This is a genomic window from Sediminibacterium sp. FW305-C-49 (genome assembly GCF_058231085.1).
The window spans coordinates 646236-667273 of record NZ_JBIQXS010000002.1; the positions used below are offsets into that span (position 1 = coordinate 646236).

At 41.3% G+C, this 21038-nt stretch carries 25 protein-coding genes; 18 read left to right on the forward strand and 7 right to left on the reverse strand.

Annotated features, from left to right (window positions below; translation table 11 throughout):
- Positions 1 to 89: 89 nt before the first annotated feature.
- Together rpe and ACH3Z1_RS10250 are read right to left on the reverse strand one after the other, a co-directional pair.
- On the reverse strand, positions 90 to 737 hold the full coding sequence (gene rpe, locus ACH3Z1_RS10245) for a ribulose-phosphate 3-epimerase (RefSeq protein WP_490821838.1): 648 nt from the start codon (positions 735 to 737) through the stop codon (positions 90 to 92).
- 75 nt (positions 738 to 812) lie between these two features.
- On the reverse strand, positions 813 to 1604 hold the full coding sequence (locus ACH3Z1_RS10250) for a tetratricopeptide repeat protein (RefSeq protein WP_490821839.1): 792 nt from the start codon (positions 1602 to 1604) through the stop codon (positions 813 to 815).
- Between the two features lie 168 nt (positions 1605 to 1772).
- On the opposite strand from ACH3Z1_RS10250, the gene ACH3Z1_RS10255 reads away from it, so the two are divergent.
- From ACH3Z1_RS10255 to ACH3Z1_RS10265, 3 genes are all read left to right on the forward strand, one after another.
- Positions 1773 to 2852, forward strand: coding sequence for a TolB family protein (locus ACH3Z1_RS10255; RefSeq protein ID WP_490821840.1), 1080 nt, complete (start codon positions 1773 to 1775; stop codon positions 2850 to 2852).
- 131 nt (positions 2853 to 2983) lie between these two features.
- Positions 2984 to 3775 carry a glycerophosphodiester phosphodiesterase gene (locus tag ACH3Z1_RS10260; protein ID WP_490821841.1) on the forward strand — a complete coding sequence of 264 codons (792 nt, stop codon included), beginning with the start codon at positions 2984 to 2986 and terminating at the stop codon, positions 3773 to 3775.
- Between the two features lie 91 nt (positions 3776 to 3866).
- Entirely contained in the window at positions 3867 to 4340 is a 474-nt protein-coding gene (locus tag ACH3Z1_RS10265; protein ID WP_490821842.1) for a hypothetical protein, read from the forward strand.
- A gap of 88 nt (positions 4341 to 4428) precedes the next feature.
- Here ACH3Z1_RS10265 and ACH3Z1_RS10270 read toward each other — a convergent pair whose 3' ends face one another.
- Positions 4429 to 5205: a DUF3108 domain-containing protein gene (locus tag ACH3Z1_RS10270; RefSeq protein ID WP_490821843.1), complete on the reverse strand. Its 777-nt coding sequence runs from the start codon at positions 5203 to 5205 to the stop codon at positions 4429 to 4431.
- Positions 5206 to 5376: 171 nt separating this feature from the next.
- On the opposite strand from ACH3Z1_RS10270, the gene ACH3Z1_RS10275 reads away from it, so the two are divergent.
- The 3 genes from ACH3Z1_RS10275 to ACH3Z1_RS10285 are packed head-to-tail and all read left to right on the forward strand — an operon-like array spanning position 5377 to position 7579.
- Positions 5377 to 6396, forward strand: coding sequence for a sensor histidine kinase (locus tag ACH3Z1_RS10275; RefSeq protein ID WP_490821844.1), 1020 nt, complete (start codon positions 5377 to 5379; stop codon positions 6394 to 6396).
- Positions 6393 to 7106 carry a LytR/AlgR family response regulator transcription factor gene (locus ACH3Z1_RS10280; RefSeq protein WP_490821845.1) on the forward strand — a complete coding sequence of 238 codons (714 nt, stop codon included), beginning with the start codon at positions 6393 to 6395 and terminating at the stop codon, positions 7104 to 7106. Before ACH3Z1_RS10275 ends, ACH3Z1_RS10280 begins: the two co-directional genes overlap by 4 nt.
- Before the next feature lie 17 nt (positions 7107 to 7123).
- Positions 7124 to 7579, forward strand: a complete 456-nt coding sequence (locus tag ACH3Z1_RS10285) for a hypothetical protein (RefSeq protein ID WP_490821846.1) — start codon at positions 7124 to 7126, stop codon at positions 7577 to 7579.
- A gap of 12 nt (positions 7580 to 7591) precedes the next feature.
- Here ACH3Z1_RS10285 and ACH3Z1_RS10290 read toward each other — a convergent pair whose 3' ends face one another.
- From ACH3Z1_RS10290 to ACH3Z1_RS10305, 4 genes are all read right to left on the reverse strand, one after another.
- The gene (locus ACH3Z1_RS10290) at positions 7592 to 8728 is read right to left on the reverse strand and encodes a pyridoxal phosphate-dependent aminotransferase (RefSeq protein ID WP_490821847.1); all 1137 of its coding nucleotides are present in this window, start codon (positions 8726 to 8728) and stop codon (positions 7592 to 7594) included.
- A 95-nt stretch (positions 8729 to 8823) separates the two neighbouring features.
- A complete protein-coding gene (locus ACH3Z1_RS10295; RefSeq protein WP_490821848.1) occupies positions 8824 to 9249 on the reverse strand; it encodes a nuclear transport factor 2 family protein in 426 nt (141 codons plus the stop codon).
- A gap of 107 nt (positions 9250 to 9356) precedes the next feature.
- Complete coding sequence (locus ACH3Z1_RS10300) at positions 9357 to 9851, reverse strand: metallophosphoesterase family protein (protein WP_490821849.1); 495 nt, start codon at positions 9849 to 9851, stop codon at positions 9357 to 9359.
- Positions 9852 to 10274: an NUDIX hydrolase gene (locus ACH3Z1_RS10305; protein WP_490821850.1), complete on the reverse strand. Its 423-nt coding sequence runs from the start codon at positions 10272 to 10274 to the stop codon at positions 9852 to 9854.
- Positions 10275 to 10507: 233 nt separating this feature from the next.
- Here ACH3Z1_RS10305 and ACH3Z1_RS10310 point away from each other — a divergent pair, with 233 nt between their 5' ends.
- From ACH3Z1_RS10310 to carA, 12 genes are all read left to right on the forward strand, one after another.
- On the forward strand, positions 10508 to 11665 hold the full coding sequence (locus tag ACH3Z1_RS10310; protein ID WP_490821851.1) for a homogentisate 1,2-dioxygenase: 1158 nt from the start codon (positions 10508 to 10510) through the stop codon (positions 11663 to 11665).
- 101 nt (positions 11666 to 11766) lie between these two features.
- Positions 11767 to 12150 carry an iron chaperone gene (locus ACH3Z1_RS10315; RefSeq protein WP_490821852.1) on the forward strand — a complete coding sequence of 128 codons (384 nt, stop codon included), beginning with the start codon at positions 11767 to 11769 and terminating at the stop codon, positions 12148 to 12150.
- Between the two features lie 193 nt (positions 12151 to 12343).
- Positions 12344 to 12748 (forward strand): hypothetical protein, encoded by a 405-nt coding sequence (locus ACH3Z1_RS10320; RefSeq protein WP_490821853.1) that lies wholly within the window; start codon positions 12344 to 12346, stop codon positions 12746 to 12748.
- Between the two features lie 115 nt (positions 12749 to 12863).
- Positions 12864 to 15665: a hypothetical protein gene (locus tag ACH3Z1_RS10325; protein WP_490821854.1), complete on the forward strand. Its 2802-nt coding sequence runs from the start codon at positions 12864 to 12866 to the stop codon at positions 15663 to 15665.
- Between the two features lie 128 nt (positions 15666 to 15793).
- Positions 15794 to 16012, forward strand: coding sequence for a translation initiation factor IF-1 (gene infA, locus ACH3Z1_RS10330; RefSeq protein ID WP_026752042.1), 219 nt, complete (start codon positions 15794 to 15796; stop codon positions 16010 to 16012).
- A 66-nt stretch (positions 16013 to 16078) separates the two neighbouring features.
- Positions 16079 to 16195, forward strand: a complete 117-nt coding sequence (gene ykgO / locus ACH3Z1_RS10335) for a type B 50S ribosomal protein L36 (protein WP_026774906.1) — start codon at positions 16079 to 16081, stop codon at positions 16193 to 16195.
- Between the two features lie 67 nt (positions 16196 to 16262).
- Entirely contained in the window at positions 16263 to 16643 is a 381-nt protein-coding gene (gene rpsM, locus ACH3Z1_RS10340) for a 30S ribosomal protein S13 (protein WP_490821855.1), read from the forward strand.
- Between the two features lie 178 nt (positions 16644 to 16821).
- A complete protein-coding gene (gene rpsK / locus ACH3Z1_RS10345; RefSeq protein WP_490821856.1) occupies positions 16822 to 17232 on the forward strand; it encodes a 30S ribosomal protein S11 in 411 nt (136 codons plus the stop codon).
- Between the two features lie 151 nt (positions 17233 to 17383).
- A complete protein-coding gene (gene rpsD, locus ACH3Z1_RS10350) occupies positions 17384 to 17989 on the forward strand; it encodes a 30S ribosomal protein S4 (protein ID WP_490821857.1) in 606 nt (201 codons plus the stop codon).
- A 121-nt stretch (positions 17990 to 18110) separates the two neighbouring features.
- A complete protein-coding gene (locus ACH3Z1_RS10355) occupies positions 18111 to 19112 on the forward strand; it encodes a DNA-directed RNA polymerase subunit alpha (RefSeq protein WP_490821858.1) in 1002 nt (333 codons plus the stop codon).
- Between the two features lie 122 nt (positions 19113 to 19234).
- Positions 19235 to 19771 carry a 50S ribosomal protein L17 gene (gene rplQ, locus ACH3Z1_RS10360; protein ID WP_490821859.1) on the forward strand — a complete coding sequence of 179 codons (537 nt, stop codon included), beginning with the start codon at positions 19235 to 19237 and terminating at the stop codon, positions 19769 to 19771.
- A gap of 146 nt (positions 19772 to 19917) precedes the next feature.
- Complete coding sequence (gene carA / locus ACH3Z1_RS10365) at positions 19918 to 21024, forward strand: glutamine-hydrolyzing carbamoyl-phosphate synthase small subunit (RefSeq protein ID WP_490821860.1); 1107 nt, start codon at positions 19918 to 19920, stop codon at positions 21022 to 21024.
- The last annotated feature ends 14 nt before the right edge of the window (positions 21025 to 21038 follow it).

Here is a 21038-nt window from a genome sequence, read left to right on the forward strand (position 1 = left end):
GGAGGAGCTTGTGGATAGTCAATGCTCAATCGTCAATCGTGAATGGTGAATAACGTGTAAAGTAAAATTCACCATTCACGATTCACGTACTACAACGCCTTCAACGCTGCAATAGTAGCAATAGGGTCTTCAGAACGGAAAACGGTATTGCCTGCAACCAATACATCGGCACCTGCATTAAGGATGGATTTTGCATTATCGAGCGTAACACCTCCGTCTATTTCAATATGTGTATGCAGATTTTTCTCTGTAATCATTTTCCTGAGGGTGCGAATTTTTTCCAGTGTTTGTGGAATGAATTGCTGTCCGCCAAAACCAGGGTTCACACTCATGAGGCAAACCAGGTCAATATCATGTAACACATCGGCCAGTAAATGAACTGGTGTGTGTGGATTCAATGCCACACCTGTTCTCATGCTCAGCGATTTAATCTGCTGCAGGTTACGGTGTAAATGAGTACAGGCTTCGTAGTGAACAGTAAGGATATCTGCTCCTGCTTTTTTAAATGCCTCCGCATATTTTCCGGGCTCTACAATCATCAGGTGTACATCACAGATTTTCGTGGTGGCTTTCCTGATATGTTCAATGACGGGTAATCCAAAACTGATATTGGGTACAAAAGAACCATCCATTACATCGAGGTGAAACCAGTCGGCCCTGCTTTCATTCAGCATGGCACAGTCTTTATGCAGGTTTAAAAAATCGGCACTCAGTAAAGATGGGGCTATGATGGGCATAATTGATATTTAAAGTTGCAAAACTGCTGTATTTTAATGGCCTGCACGAATATTTTATTACACATTTTCTGCGGGTTATGCACCCAGTCTCTTCAATGCTTCGCTGGCTTCTTTAATAGCCGGGTCCAGTACCAATGCTTTCTGGTATTGTAATATGGCTTTTCCTTTTTCACCCTTTGCTTCAAAACATTTTGCCAGCCAGTAACTGGCATCTGCATAAGTGGGTCTTACTTCCAGTGCACTTTCAAAAATGCTGATGGCTTTATCAGGCTGTTTGCTATCGTAAAACAGGAACCCTTTTTCCATATAGGCTTCCATATACTGGTAATCGTTTCCGATACAGCGATCAAAAGATGCCATGGCTTTTACTATCTCACCTGTTCTGGCAAAATAAACACCTTTTATAAAGCTGGTATGCGCCAGGTATTCGCGTCCTAACCTTAATGATTCCACTTCATCACAAATTTCAATGGCCTGTACATTCTTTTTTTCTGCGAGTAAGTTGGCCATACCCAACAGCGCATGCGGTGAGGGGTAAATACGGGCTGCTACCTGGTAACAATGCAATGCCATAGAGGTATCCATGGCTTTTTCGCTCAACTGGGCTTTATGAAACCAGATACCGAAATTGGCACTGTCTCTTATAATCAGTGAATCCATTTGTGCGAGCGCCAATGGTAATGCACCTGCACTATCCAGTACATTTACCAGTTGCACCCTTAATGAAATGCTGTCTGGATACTGGTTTACAGCTTCTAATAATGGTTTGGCCTGGGCAGGTATTTCTACTTCCTTCACCACATTTTTTTGCTCCTGTTGCTGACAGGCGGCGAATAAGAAAAATAGTATGATTGGGGTCCATTTCATACTGCAAACATACTACAGCAGCCGCTTCTGAAGGAGAACCGTCTGTTGTAAGCATGTGAAAAATGCTAGGGTGTCCGAAGCCCGGTAAGTCTGTCTACCTGATACCATGACAATTCTTTGACAATTTCAAAGGCTGATTCTGGATACTTTTGCGCCAGATTTTTTTATATGAAAAGAATATTATCCATCACATTTTCATTTATTGCCAGTATAACTGTTGCACTGGCTCAGCCTGCATTCAGTGACAGCGTTCATTTTGCGGGTGAAAAACATTTCAGTAATGTTCAGCAACTTACTTTCGGCGGCGATAATGCAGAAGCTTACTGGAGTTACGACGGCAAGTATATCATCTTTCAAAAAACATATGCCAAAGAAGGCATTCCCTGCGACCAGATTTATATTGGTAAAGTACCCACCAAACCCGGTGAAAAATTTGCCCCCAAACTGGTAAGTACCGGTAAGGGCAGAACTACCTGTGCTTATTTCCTGCCAGATGGTAAACATATCATTTACGCATCAACACATTTGGGTAGCAGTGAATGTCCGCCAACACCCGATCGTGCAAAATATGGTAACCGTTATATCTGGCCACTGTACAGCAGTTACGATATTTTCATGGCTGATACCAGTGGAAAAATTGTGAAACAACTCACTACTGCAAAAGGGTATGATGCTGAAGCAACCCTGTCGCCCGACGGGAAAAAAATGATCTATTGCAGCGATAAAGATGGCGACCTCGAATTATATGTGATGGATCTGGCCAGCGGACAAGAAAAAAGAATTACCAATATGCTTGGCTACGATGGTGGTGCCTGGTTTAGTCCTGATGGAAAAAAAATTGTCTGGAGAGCCAGCAGACCCAAAACCGATGCGGAGATCAAAGAATATAAAGCGTTACTGGCAGAAGGAATGGTAGCACCAACCAATATGGAAGTATGGGTAGCCAACGCCGATGGATCGGATGCAAAACAAATTACCAGTTTAGGGCAAGCCAACTGGGCTCCCAATTTTACACCCGACAACAAGCATATTATTTTTTGCAGCAACCATGAATACAAAAGAGGCTTTCCCTTCAATATGTATCTGACAGACATCAATGGTAAGGGATTGGAAAAAATAAGCCGTGATAAAGGATTTGATGCTTTCCCGATGTTCAGTCCCAATGGAAAGAAAATCATTTTTGCATCAAACAGGAACAATGGAGGAACAAGAGATACCAATCTGTTTATTGCAGACTGGAAAGATTAATTTTACTATGAACAAACCATATCAGGCGGGCCCAACAGGGCCCGCTTTTTTTATATGGAGTATTCACAAAATCTTCATCCATAAGCTGAGGCAGCTTTCCTACATTTGAATCTTATTAATTGTATCAATCCATGAAACGGGTATTATTTTTTTCGTTTATTGCCGTTACGGTTTCCTGTACTGCACAAAAAAATCAACAGAAAATGTCTTTTGCTAAAAATCCTGTGGTAGCGCATCGTGGCGCTTTCAAGGCAAAGAGCCTGCCGGAAAATTCAATTGCAGGATTAAGGAATGCGATTAGTATGCGCTGTACAGGGTCCGAGTTTGATATATGGATGACAGCAGATGATTCGCTGGTCGTTAACCATGATCCTAAGTTTCATGAACTGCCGATTGAACAAACAAAGTATGCTGATCTTTTGCAGTTTACATTGTCTAATGGAGAAAAAATACCAACACTATACGAATACCTTTCTCAAGGGTTGAAAAATAATAAAGAAACCCGGCTGGTATTGGAAATAAAACCATCTACTGTAAGCAAGGAAAGGGGGAGGATAGTGGCAGAAAAAGCATGGAAACAGGTGCAGGCACTGAAAGCCGCTCATGCCACTACTTATATCAGTTTTGATCTCGGTATACTCACCCGCATTTTAGAGCTGGAACCCCAGGCGCCTACACAATATTTAAATGGCGATAAAACACCTGAAGAATTAAAAGCATTGGGTGTTATTGGTGCTGATTATCATTTCAGTGTATTTAAAAAAAATCCAGACTGGATTGACAGGGCTAAAAAAGCAGGCATCATACTGAATGCGTGGACGGTTAACAGTAAGGAAGATTTACAATGGGCACTGGATAATCGTTTTGATTTTATTACAACGAACGAACCAGAACTGTTGTTTGAATTGTTAAAGGGAAGATAGTTGATGGTCCATGGCAAGAGCTCTACTATAGGCCATCAGCTATAAGCTATTCACTTCTTTCCCTATCTTGCAGTAACTAAAATAAAATCATATGGATACCGGACTGCTTCATTTGCACAACCTGCTTCGCTGGGTGATATTAATTCTATTGCTAGTCTCTATTGCCAAAGCCTGGAGCGGATGGCAAAACAAAAAAGTTTTTTCTCCTGCCGACAAAAAAACATGGTTGTTTACCATGATTGCAGGACATACCACATTGTTACTTGGACTTTACCAGTGGGCCGCTGGCCGTTATGGTTTTTTTACAACTACTTTACCAGAAGGTGTTAGCATGATGAAAGACAAGTTCTTTCGCTTCTATTGGTTAGAACACCCGCTTACCATGGTATTGGCTATTGTATTTCTTACCATGGCACATGGTATGTCTAAAAAAGCAGTGAGTGATGAAGTGAAGTATAAAAAAGCATTTTTCTTTTTCCTGATAGCGCTCTTACTTATTCTGGCAGGTGTGCCCTGGCCTTTCAGAGGCGAACCCATTGCGAGAGGATTGGTTCCGGGGATGTAATTAACGAATTTTAAAATTTGAAAATGTGCTAATTTGAAAATGAAGAAGGGGGATTTTCTCCTTATTTTCAAATTAGCACATTTTCAAATTATAACGAAAACGGTAACTTAATCTTATACCTGAACCTTGTTCCGAATTGCTGCTCCAGTTTTAATACTTCTTTTGTTTTTTTACTGATCCAGAAAATTTCTTTGTTGTTGTTGTCATTGTGCTCGAGTAACCAACAATCTGCTTCCTGTCCGTCTAAGCCCGGTAATTTTCCGCTTCCTGTAACAGCATACGCTACCCATTTTGGTTGTTGTGATCCAGGGTCATAAAAATTGATCATAAACGTGGCATTGTTTTTATAAGGCAGTTGAGGGAATACTTCCAGATCGAGATGCCAGTTTAAGGTATACTGAGTAAGGGCTGTATCGAATGCCTGGCGAATCCTTTTTGTTCTGGCAGCAGTATCAGCTGCTGTAATTTTTTTATCGTTGATGCTTGCTTCACCTGTAAGAAAATTAAAACTGGTACTGCCCCTTTGTCTCCACCAGGACTGGTGATATAAACTACGAAAGTCTTTGGCATCTGAAACAGAAACGGTGGTATGCATAATACTGTCTTTGTCTTCCCATACCTGCTTTATTTCAATGGCATCTCTTCCTTCGTATTTTTTTCTTTCGATATGTCTCGACCAGATATTAAACATGGTACGTGGGCTATCGGCTCCCATCTTAAAGTACACCAGCCAGCGATGGGTGCCAGGTATGAGTACTTTGGTATTCACCCGGTTCGGCTGAATGTAAATGGTGTCGTTTTTTTGGGAAAAGACAGAACAAACAGGTAAAAGTGTTGCCAGAAGCAGAAATGTAATCGGGTTCATGTTTTTGTTGTAAATGTGCTTTTGTTTTCGGGTTCATACAATGCAGATTAAACAATTGACAGGTTCTGTTTAATCTATTAGCAGAAAAGCCGGAAAATGAGATCTATTGAAAAAAAATACCCATTGGTTGAAAGGATATGATACTGATTGATTTCCCTGTAGCTTTGAAACATGCAACTGATCGGACGAAAATGGAGTTTTACACAAATCCAGTGGTTAATCTGGGTACTTTTGTTTGGCATTAATGTGCTGATCCTGTTTCATTTTGATACTCTTTTGCAGGCGATCGGTTATTCTGTGATCATGGTCAGCTCTTATATGGCCATTGTGTATGGAAATGCTGCCTGGTTGATCCCCAGGTTTTATATGCGCCAGCAAAAACTTATTTATGTATTGCTTGTATTAGTTTTACTGATCACTGTTGCATTGTACAGATCCGGAGTATCATGGTGGTTTTACAATGCTTTTTTAACATCAAAGCCAGAGGATTTCCGATGGACTAGTATATTTGGCACATTGGTTTCAGGAGTACTGATTTATTTCACCAGTGTACTTTTTTATATTTCGATCAGATATTTTCAATTACAAAAGCAGCAGGAGGTTTTAGAAAAAAAGCAGGTTGAGACGGAGTTAAATCTATTGAAGGCACAGGTACAACCACATTTTTTATTCAACTCCCTGAACAATATTTATTTCTACGCACAAAGGGAGTCGCCGGTTACTGCAGCTATGCTTGAAAAGCTTTCACAAATCATGCGTTATTTTGTAGATGAAGCTCCCAAAGACCTAATTTCATTACAAACAGAGCTTTTATTTATTCATAATTACATAGAGCTGGAGAAAACAAGGATGCGTTATCCGCTGACAGTATCAGTAAATGAAAAAGGAGATACCGCAAATGTACAGTTGCCTCCCATGCTCATCATACCATTGGTGGAAAATGTATTTAAACACGGCATTGATAAAAGAAAAGAAGATAATTTTATTGTGATCGATATTGAGAACAAAGGTGATCATCTGGTAGTAACTGTAAAAAACAGGATTGCAGATATCGGAACAAAGGAGCAAAGCGGAAAAGGATTGATGAACCTGAGAAGCCGGATGCAGTTATTGTATCATGATAAAAGCAGTCTGAAAGCAGAACCAGATGACGCATTTACCTTCACTGCTATTTTAAGTATACCCTTATGAGTACAAAAATCAGTTGTCTCATTATTGAAGATGAACCACCAGCTATGCAGTTGCTGGAAGATTATATGCGGAAATTACCCATGCTGGAGCTTAAGGGAAAATTCTATGATGCCATTGAAGCACTTGAATTCCTGAAAAAAAACAGTGTTGATGTTATTTTCCTGGACATCAACCTCCCGGCTTTATCAGGGCTTGAAATGGCAGCATTGATACCCAGAGAACAGAAAATTATTTTCACCACTGCTTATGCAGAACATGCGCTGGATAGTTTTTCTTTTCATGTAATTGATTACCTGTTAAAGCCCATTTCTTTTAAAAGGTTTTTACAGGCTATCCAAAAATTGCAGTTACATATTTTACCCCAACCACTCAAAGATGTATCCGGCCCTAAGCAAGATGATATTCTGTTCATAAAAACGGGCAGAACAGTGATCAGGATTCAAATGGCAGATATTATCTATGTAGAGGCGCATAAAGAGTACCTCTGTATTCATACGAGTCAGCAGAAACACCTGGTGTATAAGAGGATGAAAGAAATGGCAGCCTCTTTACCCGATTGTTTTGTGCGGATTCATAACTCATATATCGTAAACCTTCAGCATGTACAAAAAATGGGTCAGCAGTTGGTTGAAGTCGCAGGACGGGAACTGCCGGTAAGTGCAGGGTATAAAGAAACATTTCAGCAGCATATTCAACAACATATGATGTAATACTGTAAAAACAGATCATGAAAACAATCTACTTCTTTATCAAAGCCTGGTTGCTGGTAGGTGTGCTGGATATATTGGCAGCCATGCTATCATTCTATTTATCGACCGGTAAATCCCCAATGATTGTATTGAAATTTATTGCCAGTGCTGTTTCAGGAGCAGAAGCTTATGCCGGAGGGGTGACAAGTATTTTACTGGGAATTGCATTACATTTCCTGGTTGCATTTTTGTTTACGCTTTGCTTTTTTCTGCTGTACAAGCCTTTGAATTTGTATCGTTACAATAGCTACCTGGTAGGAATGGTATATGGTATTTTTATATGGCTGGTAATGAACAAACTGGTATTGCCCATGACATCGGTAAAACATCAGCCATTCAAATGGCTGGAAGCAGTGAAGGCAATGCTGATACTCATTACCATGATAGGCTTACCACTTGCTTTTGTGTTGAAGAAGAAACACAACAGCCAATAACAGGTAGGCTGTTTATACCTGCACTTGTTTCATTACTTCAATAAACTGTTTCATTTCATCCATGGTTCCTACGCTGGCCCTGGCCCATTTGCCATGGATATAGTTGGATGACCTGAGGAAAATATTTTTCTGTAACATATCTGCGGCAAAATCTCCTTTATAGTTAGGAATAGGGAAGAAGAGAAAATTGGTATAGGATTTTACCACATCAATCTTCATGGCTTTTAAAGCATTATAAGTATATTCTCTTGCGGCTGCATTTTTTTCTTTACTCAATTTCTGCCATCCAGGGTCTTTGAGACTTGCAAGCGCAGCGCTCATCGACAAGGCAGACATAGCCATTTGCGTACGGATAAAATAGTTATCAGCAAGCGGTTTAATCAAAGAAGCATGTCCGATAACCCAGCCAATACGCAAACCCGCCATGGCATGAATTTTCGAGAAAGTGCCAATCACAAAAACTTTAGGGTGCTTTTCAATCAACTGTAACATTGATTCATTATCGGGTGCATCCAGAAAATCAACATATGCTTCATCTACACCTACGTAGGCTTTTTTAGATGCTTCTATACAAAAGTTTTTTAAAGAAGCGGATGAAACAATAGTACTGCTGGGATTAGCAGGATTACAGATATACACAAGAGAAGTGTCATCATCTACTTCTTTTAACATGGCCGGAAGATCATGTTTCTGATCAATGGTCAGAGGAACTTCCACCACTTTCTGTCCCAGCATTTTTGCAGTAGCAGGTAGAATACCAAAAGTGGGGTTGGCTGTTACGAGTTTGCCCTTGTTGAAATACCGTGGTAATAATCCTAAAGCTTCTCCCGAACCAGCCGTTACCAATACCTGGTCTTCATTAACACCATAATGTGCAGCGAGCTGCTTCTTGAAATCTTTCAGGTTGGTATGGTTATACTGGTAACGGTGAGCTTCTCCCAAAGCAGCCAGCAAAGCTTCACGTGCCTTCGGCGAAATACCGTAGGGGTTTTCATTCGAACTCAGGTTAATTAATCCGTCTGCAGCACCATAATTTCGGAGAATACCTTCTTCATTACCCATACCAAGAGAGGGTAATCTTAATCCCATGCCGATAGCAGCCATGGAACCGAATCTTAATAAATCGCGGCGATTGAGTGAAGCAGACATATCAGTATGATTTTGGAGACTGAAAAGATACAAAAGATAGATGAAGTTTAGCCACAGATTTATTGCCTGAAGCGAACGAATCTGTGGCTAACACATTATTTGTTCACCCTTGAAAATATCTTACTTACAATTTTCCATTCCCCATTAATCTTGAGCATGTTCATGTAATCGTAAAGAATCACGGTGTCTGTCTCAATTTTAATTTTGGCATTTGCCGCAGTGCCTTCAATATTGAGCGACTGGATACCAATGGTTCTTTTGCCGGGACCGGAGCCGGCTTTTACACGGGTAATATAATCAGCAATGGGCACATCCTTGAATTCACCCGTACTGATGTCTACATATTTCATAAAAGCACTCGGATGAAAAGCTTTCTCCACACGATCCCCAACGCCACTCATATAGTTCTCCAGACAGGCTTTTACTGCAGCTTCTTCAGGATTGGTTTGTGCCATGGTAAAATTTTGCAGGGAACAAAACAGTAAAGCGCTTAGTAACAGACGTAAAAATGTTGCATGCATAGTGGTATGTTTTAGTTGCCTAATATAGTATCCTGGTATAAGCATATAGCTGTTAAATTGGGATGAGCGGCCAAAAAACTACTGTGGGGGCTGGGAAAGATTACTGCTTACCTTGTTCCGAGTTCTATTACCTGGCAGTTTTTCATGTCTTTGCCTTCAATATCAATCTTTACCAGTGTTCGTACTTTATGCCAGCCTTGTTTGCCGGCAGCCCCGGGGTTAATATGGAGGCATCGTAAGGTTTCATCGAACATGATTTTCAGGATATGCGAATGTCCGCTGATGAATAGCTGAGGTTTCCCTGAAATAATAAGCGGTTTTGAACGGCTATTGTATTTAGGAGGATAACCACCTATATGCAACATCATCACTTTTACATCTTCACAAACCCATTCTAATAGTTCCGGGTAAACAGAACGGATATCCTGACCGTCAATGTTTCCATACACACCGCGAAGTGGTTTAAACTGACGTAATTGTTCAGCTACTGCATCGTTGCCAAAATCGCCGGCATGCCATATTTCATCACAGTCTTTAAAATGTTGAAATACAGCATCGTCGAGATACCCATGTGTGTCTGATATAATGCCGATTCTTTTCATCTATGCATCAACTTTATCATCCTGAATCAGTTGTTCAAATAGTAATAAAACACCCGGGACCTGCACCGCCTCTTTCTTAAACGCTGTAAAACTAAAAAAACGGATGGCTTCAATTTCAGCATTTACGATCGGAGTAGATTTGAGTGTATAAAGAAAGCAATCCTGCTCCATCATCACAGTAGGTTGTTCTCCGTAGGCAGGCGCCGAAATATGGCAATAAAAATTCAGTTCTTCTGGTGAGATATTGATGGAGAGTTCCTCTTTAATTTCCCTGATGAGGGCTGAAACGGCATCTTCACCCTTATCCAGTTTACCTCCGGGTAGGTAGAAAGCCTGTTTTCGCTTACTGTATGCCAGCAATAGTTTACGATCCTCCAACACTACGAGTCCCGCTGTGTGTAATTTTTTACTTACATCATTCATAAACTTTGCTAATTTCACTCAGAGATTGCAACCTATGCCATTTAAACGAAATTTTACTTACTGGATCGATAAACGCGCATGGAAATATTATTTCCTGATGCTCTCCCTTGCACTCGTGGAATACTAATGCCCCTGCGTAAACTCCTCTTTCTCCGCCGCTCTGCGGTGAATAAAATATTGGGTTTACCACAACGACAATGAATCCTGTTTCCTGTAACCTGTAATTTTATTTTATGCCACACTATCATACATTAGGCACCATACCTCATAAACGTCACACACAGTTTCGAAAAACTGATGGGTCATTATATTCAGAGCAATTGTTTTCAACGGAAGGCTTTAGCAATGATTATTCATTATTGTATCATCATTACCCACCTACGCAAATCATTCATACGGATGAGCCGGTAAATGTACAGCCAAGGGTAGCAGAAGAAAAAATGCTGAAACACAGAAGCTTTGAAGGCTTTAATATAAAATCCGAAAACGATTATCTCAAAAGCCGTAAACCTGTTCTTGTAAACAATGATTGTCATATTGTACTCGCTGCACCTAGAGAGAGTATGACCGGTTATTTCTACAAAAATGCAGATGCAGATGAAATGATCTTTATACATGAAGGAAGTGGTGTGCTCCTTTCGCAATATGGGCAGTTGCCTTTTGCTTATGGTGATTACCTTGTCATTCCAAGAGGCACCATTTACCAGATCAAATTCGATACACCTGAGAACAGGTTGTTGATTGTAGAAAGTTTTAGTCCGATCCGTTATCCCAAACGTTATGTAAGCAAATACGGACAGCTACTGGAACATGCGCCATTTTGTGAGCGTGATATCCGCACACCCCAAAACCTTCTGAGTTTTGATGAAGCAGGTGATTTCCTTATCCAGACTAAAAAGAAAGGAATACAGTATGGGCTTCATTATGCACACCATCCATTTGATGTGGTAGGATGGGATGGCTATTGTTATCCGTTTGCATTCAGTATACATGATTTTGAGCCCATTACCGGAAGGGTGCACCAGCCGCCACCGGTACACCAGACTTTTGAGGCGCACAATTTTGTGGTATGTAGTTTTTGTCCGAGGTTGTACGACTATCATCCCGATGCCATACCTGCGCCATATAACCACAGCAATATTGATAGTGATGAAGTGTTGTACTATGTTGATGGTGATTTTATGAGCCGGAAGAATGTAACAAGAGGAATGATCACGTTACATCCGGCCGGTATTCCACATGGTCCGCACCCAGGCGCAGTGGAAAAAAGTATTGGTAAGAAAGAAACGCAGGAGCTGGCTGTAATGGTCGATACTTTCCATCCTTTACAACTAACCGTGGAAGCCCTGGAAATTGAAAACCCCGGGTATACTATGAGTTGGGCGGAATAAGGAGGCGTGAATCGTCAATGGTGAATGCGTAATATAGATTGTTTCAAATAATTGTATTAATTTTTCAAGACATTCACCTTTGACGATTCACCATTCACGCCATGATGAAAGCCTACGAAAACATCAATGCCTATATCGCCGATTTTCCGGCCGATAAACAGAAGCTGCTGAAGCAGATGAGGGCTATCATTCAAAAAGCCGTACCAAAAGCAGTAGAGAAAATCAGTTATGGCATGCCCTGTTTCTTCCAGGAGGGTAATCTGGTATATTTTGCGGCGATGAAAAACCATATCGGGTTTTATCCGACATCATCCGGCGTGTTGAATTTTGAAAAAGAACTTGAAAAATATGTTACTTCAAAAGGTGCTATCCAATTCCCGCTGGATAAGCCATTGCCGGTCAAACTCATTACCATGATTGTAAAATTCAGGCTACTGGAAAACCTGGAAAAAGCAGCACTAAAAAAGAAGACCTCCAAAAAATAAATACTTTTTCTGTGACCTTCTGTGTCTTCAGGGCTATGAACTTCCGCTGAATCATTTATTGCCACTGAAGACACGGAGGAACACTGGCAAGGGCTTATTTAATAAAATCTTTCAGACTTTCGGACTTCCCGTCTCCCGGACTTTCTTCCAATTCAAAAATTCCTTAACTTATGCTCCTAAAACGAATTGCCATATGATTAAATTCAGCGACATTAAAATCGGGGACTACGTATTGGCGGAATATGAGGGAAAAATGTGGGAGGGGGAAGTAGTCCGCCTGAACGGAGATGAAAAACAGGTTTGTGTACAGACAGATGTACAGGAATTCTGGTTTAGTACCGATCACCTGCATCCGCTTCCGCTCAATGAAGATGCATTGTTGAAACTCAGTTTTGCCAAACAACCCAACGACGATGGTTCTGTGAAATATATGAAGGGGTCGTTTCGACTGGTCACACCACAATCTGGAGATTTTTCGAAGATTGAAATGTGGTACCGGGAAGACAGGAGACATCACCCAGATGTGCATTATGTACACCAGTTGCAAAATCATTATTTGGATATGACCAAAATCCATCTTACCAGAGATCCTATGTAATTCTGGTAAAACCAGTGTGAGGACGCCTGTTGTTGGCGTCCTTTTTTGTTGGAGTACTTCAACAGATAGTTACCGCAATTCATCGTTTATGTATCTTGTTGATAAATTCAGGCACATGCGTTCTGCTTTTTTACTGGCTTTCTTTTTCCTAAGTTCATTGCAACTGATGGCCCAGCGTTTTGGAGGTAACCCTTCACGTCAGCGATGGAAACAGATTGATACCGATACGGTAAGAGTCATATTCCCGGAAGGCAATGAAAAACAGGCACAGAAAATTGCAAGGATAGTGCATGGGTTGCAACAAAATAACCTCAATACTTTAGGCCCTGAGCTACGCAAAGTAAACATGGTCTTACAACACCGCAGTCTTTTTTCAAATGCTTATGTAGGACTCGCACCTTTCAGGAGCGAATTCTATACTACTGCTCCCCAGAGTGCTTTTGAACTCGGCGCATACGACTGGGTCAATAACCTCGCCATTCATGAATACAGACATGTACAGCAGTATGGTAATTTCAAAAAAGGATTATCTAAACTGGCATCGGTTATTTTGGGTGAAGAGGGGCAGGCAGTAGCCAATGCAGCAAGTATCCCTGACTGGTTTTTTGAAGGAGATGCAGTATATAGTGAAACGCAGTTAACAGAACAGGGCAGAGGTAAATTGCCTGAGTTCTTTAATGGTTATATGTCATTGCACCGTTCAGCTAAGCAATACAGTTATATGAAACTGCGCAATGGTTCTTTGAGACATTATGTACCTAATCATTATGATCTTGGTTATTTGCTGGTGGCTTATGGCCGTAAACAATATGGGGATGATATCTGGCAAAAAGTAACCAATGATGCTGCGCGTTTTAAACCACTGATTTATCCATTCCAGGGTGCTATCAAAAAACATACAGGTGTATCTTTTGACCAGTTTGTCAATAATGCATTGGGGTATTTTAGATCCCAGTGGAACCTCCCGGCTACAGAAGAACCGGACTGGATCACCAGCACGGAAAAAAACAATGTCTTAAACTATCGCTTTCCCTACCTTATGGAAGACGGTTCCATTCTTACACTGCAAAACAGTTATACAGCCGTTCCAACTTTTACCAAAGTATTACCCGGAGGTACAAAAGCAAATATCAGGGTGAGAGATATTGCCATCGATGCTTATTACTCGTACCGGAATAATAAGATTGTATATACCAGTTATCGTCCCGATATACGCTGGGGCAATGTAGAAACCAATACCCTGAAAATTTTTGACCTTATTTCACAAACAGAACAGGTTGTTCGAACAGGTACACGTTTATTTTCTCCTGATATTTCTTCCGACCTGAAAAAAATACTGGCCATCGACATGCATACCGATGGGGGTAGTTCAATGGTAAAAGTTGATGTGGTAACCGGAAAGACCGACACCATTTTTTCATCAAACGATAAAGTGTATTCTTATCCGCGTTTTGGGAAAAATGAAAATGGTTTTTATGCTGTTCACAGACTGTTAAATGGAGATATGGGAATTAGCTGGTACAACAGTTCGGGGAAAAATGAAAGAGCAATAATGGCGAGCGCCAATCGTGTCATCGGTTATTTACAGCTGCAGGGGGATACACTTTTATTTACCAATACATTTCAGGGACGTGATGAACTCTGGAGTATCATTGATGATGGAACAAATGTAAAAGGTCCATTCAGACTGGCTTCCTATCCAACCGGTATTTACCAGGCTGTATTAAGGGAAGGAAAACTGGTAGGTTCCGTTTTTACGGCGGATGGATTCAGACTGGCATCTTTTGTTCCAAAATGGGAACAGGCCCCGGTTGAGCATGTAATGCAACCATTATACACAGGTAACAGTATTTCATCAGCAGGTTTTGGATTTAGTGAAAACCTGAAGGCAAGAGATTTCAGCGTAAGTCCGTATAAAAAAATTAAAAAGTTGATCAATATTCATAGCTGGCGTCCGTATTATGACCGTCCGGAATATTCCTTTACACTTTACGGAGAAAATGTGTTGAATACTTTCTTAACGGAATTGGCGTATACATATAATGAAAATGAGGGCAGTCATAAAGTAGGACTCGATATGGCTTATGGGGGAAGTTTTATACAAAGAATATATGGAGCCAATAAAACCTGGCAACGATCGGCTTATCTTAACCGCGACACATTGGTGCATTGGGATGAACTGTCGGCATATGCCGGCTTGCGTATACCATTGAACCTCACATCCGGCAGGAATTATCGAAGTCTGGTTTTTCAATCGACTTTTAATACCAACTCGGTAAAATGGACTGGCATTGCCAAAAACCTGTTGAAAGATGCCAGTGTAAATTACCTTGATTTTAGTGTATCCTATTCAGCCCAGTCGCAAAAGGCCCTAAGGCAAATATTCCCGAGATGGGGGCATGCCGTTTCTACCCGGTACCGAACGGCGCTGGGAAAAACCAATGCGTGGCAGATGTTGGTAAGTGGGGCTATTTATCTGCCCGGACTTGGCCCAACCCATAATCTGGTGTTTACGGGTGCCATACAAAGCAGAGATACCCTGAACCAGTATATATTCTCAGATAATTTCCCTTTTTCCAGGGGATACCGTTCGGTCAATTTCCCAAGAGCCTATAAAATCGGGGTGAATTATCATTTTCCCCTGCTGTATCCAGATTGGGGTTTTGGGCAATTGGTTTACTTTCAGCGGGTACGGATGAATGTCTTTTATGACCAGTCTGTGGGGAAAAGCCTCAGAACGGGCCGGAAATTTCATTTTGGAACGATGGGGGGCGAATTGATGTTCGATACAAAATGGTGGAACCAGGAGCCGGTTAGTTTCGGGTTAAGGTTTAGCCGACTGCTCGACCAGCAGTTTAGTGGACCCACATCGGCCAATTATTGGGAAATTATTCTGCCGGTGGCCCTGTTCAGATGAGTTATATTTGCCTTTATAAGGGGCTAAGGGCCACTATTTTACCCTATTTTCCACAAAATCGGGAATTTTTTCCCCGAAATTTTCATATTTCCATTGCAAACTAATATCTTTGCAGCCCCAAAAATAGTATGTCGAAACAACCGCTGATTAAACAAGATGGAGTAATTCTGGAAGCCCTGAGCAATGCTATGTTCCGGGTGAAGTTGGAAAATGGCCATGAAATCCTGGCCACCATCTCAGGTAAAATGAGGATGCATTACATCAGAATTTTACCGGGTGATAAAGTAGGGGTTGAGATGAGTCCATACGATTTAAGCCGGGGAAGGATCATTTTCAGATACAAGTAAACATTTGCGGAACGCTGTCGGCTCATGCTGAAAGCCGGAAGCAGTAAAGCGATAAATAATAAAGCAATGAAAGTCAGAGCTTCAATCAAAAAGCGTAGTGCAGATTGCAAGATCGTGAAGAGAAAGGGCAAGTTGTACGTGATTAACAAAAAGAATCCCCGTTACAAACAACGTCAGGGATAATTTCATGTACTGTTAACCGATCCCGGTTGATGGTACCAGTATTTAAGTATTAAATTAAAATCAGAATATGGCTCGTATTGCCGGTATTGATTTACCAAAAAACAAAAGAGGCGAAATTGGTCTGACCTACATTTTTGGTATCGGTCGTTCAACTGCTCAGTATATCTTAACCCAAGCTGGTATTGACTTAGATAAGAAAGTACATGAGTGGAATGATGATGAGCAGACTGCTATCCGTAACATCATTAACAATGAGTTTAAGGTAGAAGGTGCGTTGCGTAGTGAAGTATCAATGAATATCAAGCGTTTGCTGGATATCGCCTGCTATCGTGGCTTACGTCACCGTAAAGGGTTGCCTGTTCGTGGTCAGCGTACCAAAACAAACAGCCGTACCAGAAAAGGTAAGCGTAAAACAGTTGCCGGTAAGAAGAAGGCACCTAAGAAATAAATGATTGCATGATGCTGGAATGGTTTCATTTCAGCATCATGTTGTTATACAAATCCTCTACAGCTTGGATAATCCACCTCAGGTGGGAAGGAGAGTGTAGCGGTTTCCGCCCAGGGCGGAATTTTTCATTGTTAAACCAATCCCGATCTGATCGGGACGACTACCTCAAAAAACAAACATGGCAAAACCACAAAAAGCGCAGAACAGTGCAAAAGCTGCTGCCAAAAAAAGAGTAGTAAAAGTAGATGCGGCTGGTGAAGTACGTATTTCTGCTACTTTCAACAACATCATTATCAGCTTTACCAACAAAAGCGGTCAGGTAATCAGTTGGAGCAGTGCTGGTAAAATGGGTTTTAAGGGATCAAAAAAGAACACTCCATATGCGGCCCAAATGGCTGCTGCCGATGCTGCTAAAGTAGCAATGGAAGCTGGCCTGAAACGCGTAGATGTATTTGTAAAAGGTCCGGGTGCCGGTCGTGAAGGAGCTATCCGCTCTATTTCTCAATCAGGTATCGAAGTTATATCTATCAAAGATGTAACCCCATTGCCACACAATGGTTGCAGACCTCCTAAGCAGAGAAGAGTTTAATTGAATGTAGGATCTAAGATGGCTGATGTCGGATTTGTTATAATACATCCGACATCAGCCATCAGACATCCTCAATTTAAAATAGGGTTCGGTATCAATTTTAGATTTTTAAGATACCGGATCGTCATTAAAAAATCGCAAAACAAAACAAATGGCACGTTACACTGGTCCAAAGACCAAAATCTCCAGAATCTTCGGTGAACCTATCCTGGGCAATGGCAAATGGTTAGGTAAGAACAGCAACCCTCCAGGTCAGCATGGTGCTGCCCGTAAACGTAAAAGCTTAGGCGAATACGCTTTACAGTTGAGAGAGAAGCAAAAAGCTAAATACACTTATGGTGTATTAGAGCGTCAGTTCCGTAAAACATTTGAAGAAGCAGCCCGCTTAAAAGGTGTTACCGGTGAAAACCTGATCAAATTACTGGAAGCTCGTCTGGATAATACTGTATTCCGTATGGGATTAACAGCCAGCCGTCCTGAAGCACGTCAGTTGGTAAACCACAAACATATCACTGTAAACGGTGAAGTAATGAATGTACCTTCTTACTCTTGTAAGCCAGGTGATATCATTGCTTACAAACCAAAAAGTGCAGACAATTCTTCTATCGTTAGCAAGACCCGTGGTAAAAACCCTAAGTTTAGCTGGCTCGACTGGAACGAATCTGAGAAGAAAGGTACCTTTATTACCTACCCAGAGCGTGAGAATGTTCCTGAGAACATCAAGGAACAACTGATCGTCGAATTGTATTCTAAATAATGAGTAGGTAGTAGTGAGCAGTGAGTATAAACTCACTACTCACTATTCACTACTGACTTATTAATATTCGGAAATCAATAATGGTTTCCACCACCAATCAAGTAAAAAACCAAGTTTTAATATGGCCATATTAAGCTTCCAGAAACCCGACAAAATCGTTTTACAAAAAGCAACTGATTTTGAAGGTCAATTTGAATTCCGTCCATTAGAACCAGGTTATGGTCTCACCATTGGTAATGCACTGAGAAGGGTATTACTGAGTTCTTTGGAAGGATATGCAATCGTAGGTATCAAAATCGAGGGTGTAGACCACGAGTTTGCTACCATGAAAGGTGTAACAGAAGATGTTACCGAAATCATCCTGAACCTGAAGCAGGTACGTTTCAAGAAGCATGTAGAGCATGATGTAGCCACTGAAAAGATCAGCCTTTCTATCAAAAACCGTACTGAATTTACAGCGGGTATGTTGGGAGAGGTTTCACAGCATTTTCAGGTAATGAATCCTGAGCTGGTGATCTGTACCATGGATTCTTCTGCTAAAATGGATATTGAACTCACCATTTCACGTGGTCGTGGTTATATTCCTGCTGAAGAAAACAAAGTAAAAGATGCGCCATTTGGATATATCGCAATCGATTCTATTCACACACCCATCAAGAACGTGAAATACGGGATTGAGAACTATCGTGTGGAGCAGCGTACCGATTACGAAAAATTGATCCTCGATGTAGCTACCGATGGAACCATCCATCCGGAAGATGCAGTAAAACAGGCATCACGTATCCTGATTCAGCACCTGATGATCATCACCGATGAAAACATCACTTTCGATAACAAAGAAGACAAGAAAGAAGATGTGGTTGATGAGCATGTATTGCAACTGCGTAAAGTATTGAAAACACCACTCGAAGACCTCGATCTTTCTGTACGTGCTTTCAACTGTCTGAAAGCCGCCAAGATCAACAGTCTGAGCGAACTGGTACAATACGAGCAGGAAGACCTGATGAAATTCAGAAACTTCGGTCAGAAATCACTCTCAGAAATTGAGCAGGTGTTAACTGAACGTGGTCTGAGTTTTGGAATGGATCTGAATAAATTAGGATTGGATAACTTAGACAATTAAGCTTCAAGCCGCAAGCTTCAAGCCACAAGCAAATTTTACTTGTAGCTTGAAGCTTGTAGCTGAAAGCTATTACTCACATCCTGCAATTCCTGACACGGTGCAGGGTATAAAAACAACAAGTCATGCGTCACGGAGACAAAATCAACAACCTGGGTCGTAAGAAAGCACACAGGGAAGCATTACTGGCCAATCTGGCTAGTCAACTGATCACACACAAACGTATCGTCACTACTTTGGCTAAAGCTAAAGCACTGAGAACATATGTTGAGCCGTTGATCACCAAAACAAAAAAGTCTGATAACAAAGAAACCATCATGCACCAGCATAGAGTGGTGTTCAGCTATCTGCAAGACAAAAGCGCTGTGAAAGAACTGTTCACAGTAGTAGGTCCAAAAGTAGCTAGCCGCCCAGGTGGTTATACCCGTATCCTGAAACTCGGCATTCGTCCGGGTGACAATGCGGAGAAAGCAATGATTGAACTGGTAGACTTCAACGAAATTTATGGTAAGACTGCTGCCCAGGCTGTTGAACCTGCCAAGAAAACTCGTCGTAGCCGTGCAACAACCAAGAAAGCCGAAGCAGCTCCAGCCGCTGAAGCACCTGCAGTTGAAACACCTGCTGCCGAAGAAACTCCTTCAACCGATAAAGCAGCTGAATAATTGGAAAAACAGTTTCTATATAAGAAAGCAAGACTTAACCGTCTTGCTTTTTTTATGTGTTCGCCAGAAAAAACAAGTGTGTGAAACTTTATTCCGGTAGATTAACCAACAATTCTTTTTTTTGCACCGTAAAACCGTAAACAATTATGCCCCAATCAAAACAACCCGCCATTCTGGTACTGGCCGATGGTCATGTCTTTTATGGACATGCATTTGGTAAAACAGGTACCACTACGGGAGAAATTTGTTTTAATACCGGTATGACCGGCTACCAGGAAGTTTTTACTGACCCCAGTTATACCGGTCAGGTACTCATCATGAATAACGTGCATATTGGTAATTATGGCGTGAAAGAAACAGATGTGGAAAGCAGTAGCGTGAAGATACATGGACTTATTGCCCGTAATCTGGAGGAACAATTCAGCCGTATACAGGCCGACAATAACCTGAATGATTACCTGGTGACCAACCAGATTGTTGCGATCGACAATATTGATACCCGTGCATTGGTAGCCCATATCCGTACAAAAGGTGCCATGAACTGTATTATCTCGTCTGAGATCATGGATGTGGAGGAGTTAAAGAAGCAATTAGCAAATGTACCCGATATGGATGGTCTTGAACTGGCCAGTACAGTAAGTACAACAGAAGAGTATGAAATGGGTGACAGCAATGCACCTGTAAAAGTTGCTGTACTCGATTTCGGTGTAAAAAAACATATCCTTCAATGCCTGGTAGACAGGGGAGCGCATATACGCGTGCATCCTGCAAAAACACCACTGAGTAGGCTGAAAGAGTTTAACCCCAATGGCTATTTCATTTCCAATGGCCCGGGCGATCCTGCCGCCATGGATTATGCAGTTACCACTGTGAAAGATCTGTTGAATGAAAACAAGCCTGTGTTTGGTATTTGTCTTGGACACCAGTTACTGGCATTGGCGAATGATATTCCTACATTTAAAATGCACCATGGTCACAGGGGACTGAACCACCCGGTAAAAAACATTATCACTGGTCAATGCGAGATTACCACACAAAACCATGGTTTTGGGGTAGATCCGGAAGCGGTGAAGAATCACCCAAATGTTGAGATTACCCATGTGAACCTGAATGACCAGTCAATAGAGGGAATCAGGTTAAAAGACAAACCAGCTTTCAGCGTACAATATCATCCTGAAAGTACGCCGGGTCCACACGATAGCAGGTATTTGTTTGACAATTTCCTGGATATGATTAAAGAGCGAATGAATTAAGTGTTGAAGCTATA

Bases quoted from the DNA above. Each gene is read 5' to 3' on its own strand.
- rpe (WP_490821838.1), bottom strand. From the start codon at position 737: ATGCCCATCATAGCCCCATCTTTACTGAGTGCCGATTTTTTAAACCTG.
- ACH3Z1_RS10250 (WP_490821839.1), bottom strand. From the start codon at position 1,604: ATGAAATGGACCCCAATCATACTATTTTTCTTATTCGCCGCCTGTCAG.
- ACH3Z1_RS10255 (WP_490821840.1), top strand. From the start codon at position 1,773: ATGAAAAGAATATTATCCATCACATTTTCATTTATTGCCAGTATAACT.
- ACH3Z1_RS10260 (WP_490821841.1), top strand. From the start codon at position 2,984: ATGAAACGGGTATTATTTTTTTCGTTTATTGCCGTTACGGTTTCCTGT.
- ACH3Z1_RS10265 (WP_490821842.1), top strand. From the start codon at position 3,867: ATGGATACCGGACTGCTTCATTTGCACAACCTGCTTCGCTGGGTGATA.
- ACH3Z1_RS10270 (WP_490821843.1), bottom strand. From the start codon at position 5,205: ATGAACCCGATTACATTTCTGCTTCTGGCAACACTTTTACCTGTTTGT.
- ACH3Z1_RS10275 (WP_490821844.1), top strand. From the start codon at position 5,377: ATGCAACTGATCGGACGAAAATGGAGTTTTACACAAATCCAGTGGTTA.
- ACH3Z1_RS10280 (WP_490821845.1), top strand. From the start codon at position 6,393: ATGAGTACAAAAATCAGTTGTCTCATTATTGAAGATGAACCACCAGCT.
- ACH3Z1_RS10285 (WP_490821846.1), top strand. From the start codon at position 7,124: ATGAAAACAATCTACTTCTTTATCAAAGCCTGGTTGCTGGTAGGTGTG.
- ACH3Z1_RS10290 (WP_490821847.1), bottom strand. From the start codon at position 8,728: ATGTCTGCTTCACTCAATCGCCGCGATTTATTAAGATTCGGTTCCATG.
- ACH3Z1_RS10295 (WP_490821848.1), bottom strand. From the start codon at position 9,249: ATGCATGCAACATTTTTACGTCTGTTACTAAGCGCTTTACTGTTTTGT.
- ACH3Z1_RS10300 (WP_490821849.1), bottom strand. From the start codon at position 9,851: ATGAAAAGAATCGGCATTATATCAGACACACATGGGTATCTCGACGAT.
- ACH3Z1_RS10305 (WP_490821850.1), bottom strand. From the start codon at position 10,274: ATGAATGATGTAAGTAAAAAATTACACACAGCGGGACTCGTAGTGTTG.
- ACH3Z1_RS10310 (WP_490821851.1), top strand. From the start codon at position 10,508: ATGCCACACTATCATACATTAGGCACCATACCTCATAAACGTCACACA.
- ACH3Z1_RS10315 (WP_490821852.1), top strand. From the start codon at position 11,767: ATGATGAAAGCCTACGAAAACATCAATGCCTATATCGCCGATTTTCCG.
- ACH3Z1_RS10320 (WP_490821853.1), top strand. From the start codon at position 12,344: ATGATTAAATTCAGCGACATTAAAATCGGGGACTACGTATTGGCGGAA.
- ACH3Z1_RS10325 (WP_490821854.1), top strand. From the start codon at position 12,864: ATGCGTTCTGCTTTTTTACTGGCTTTCTTTTTCCTAAGTTCATTGCAA.
- infA (WP_026752042.1), top strand. From the start codon at position 15,794: ATGTCGAAACAACCGCTGATTAAACAAGATGGAGTAATTCTGGAAGCC.
- ykgO (WP_026774906.1), top strand. From the start codon at position 16,079: ATGAAAGTCAGAGCTTCAATCAAAAAGCGTAGTGCAGATTGCAAGATC.
- rpsM (WP_490821855.1), top strand. From the start codon at position 16,263: ATGGCTCGTATTGCCGGTATTGATTTACCAAAAAACAAAAGAGGCGAA.
- rpsK (WP_490821856.1), top strand. From the start codon at position 16,822: ATGGCAAAACCACAAAAAGCGCAGAACAGTGCAAAAGCTGCTGCCAAA.
- rpsD (WP_490821857.1), top strand. From the start codon at position 17,384: ATGGCACGTTACACTGGTCCAAAGACCAAAATCTCCAGAATCTTCGGT.
- ACH3Z1_RS10355 (WP_490821858.1), top strand. From the start codon at position 18,111: ATGGCCATATTAAGCTTCCAGAAACCCGACAAAATCGTTTTACAAAAA.
- rplQ (WP_490821859.1), top strand. From the start codon at position 19,235: ATGCGTCACGGAGACAAAATCAACAACCTGGGTCGTAAGAAAGCACAC.
- carA (WP_490821860.1), top strand. From the start codon at position 19,918: ATGCCCCAATCAAAACAACCCGCCATTCTGGTACTGGCCGATGGTCAT.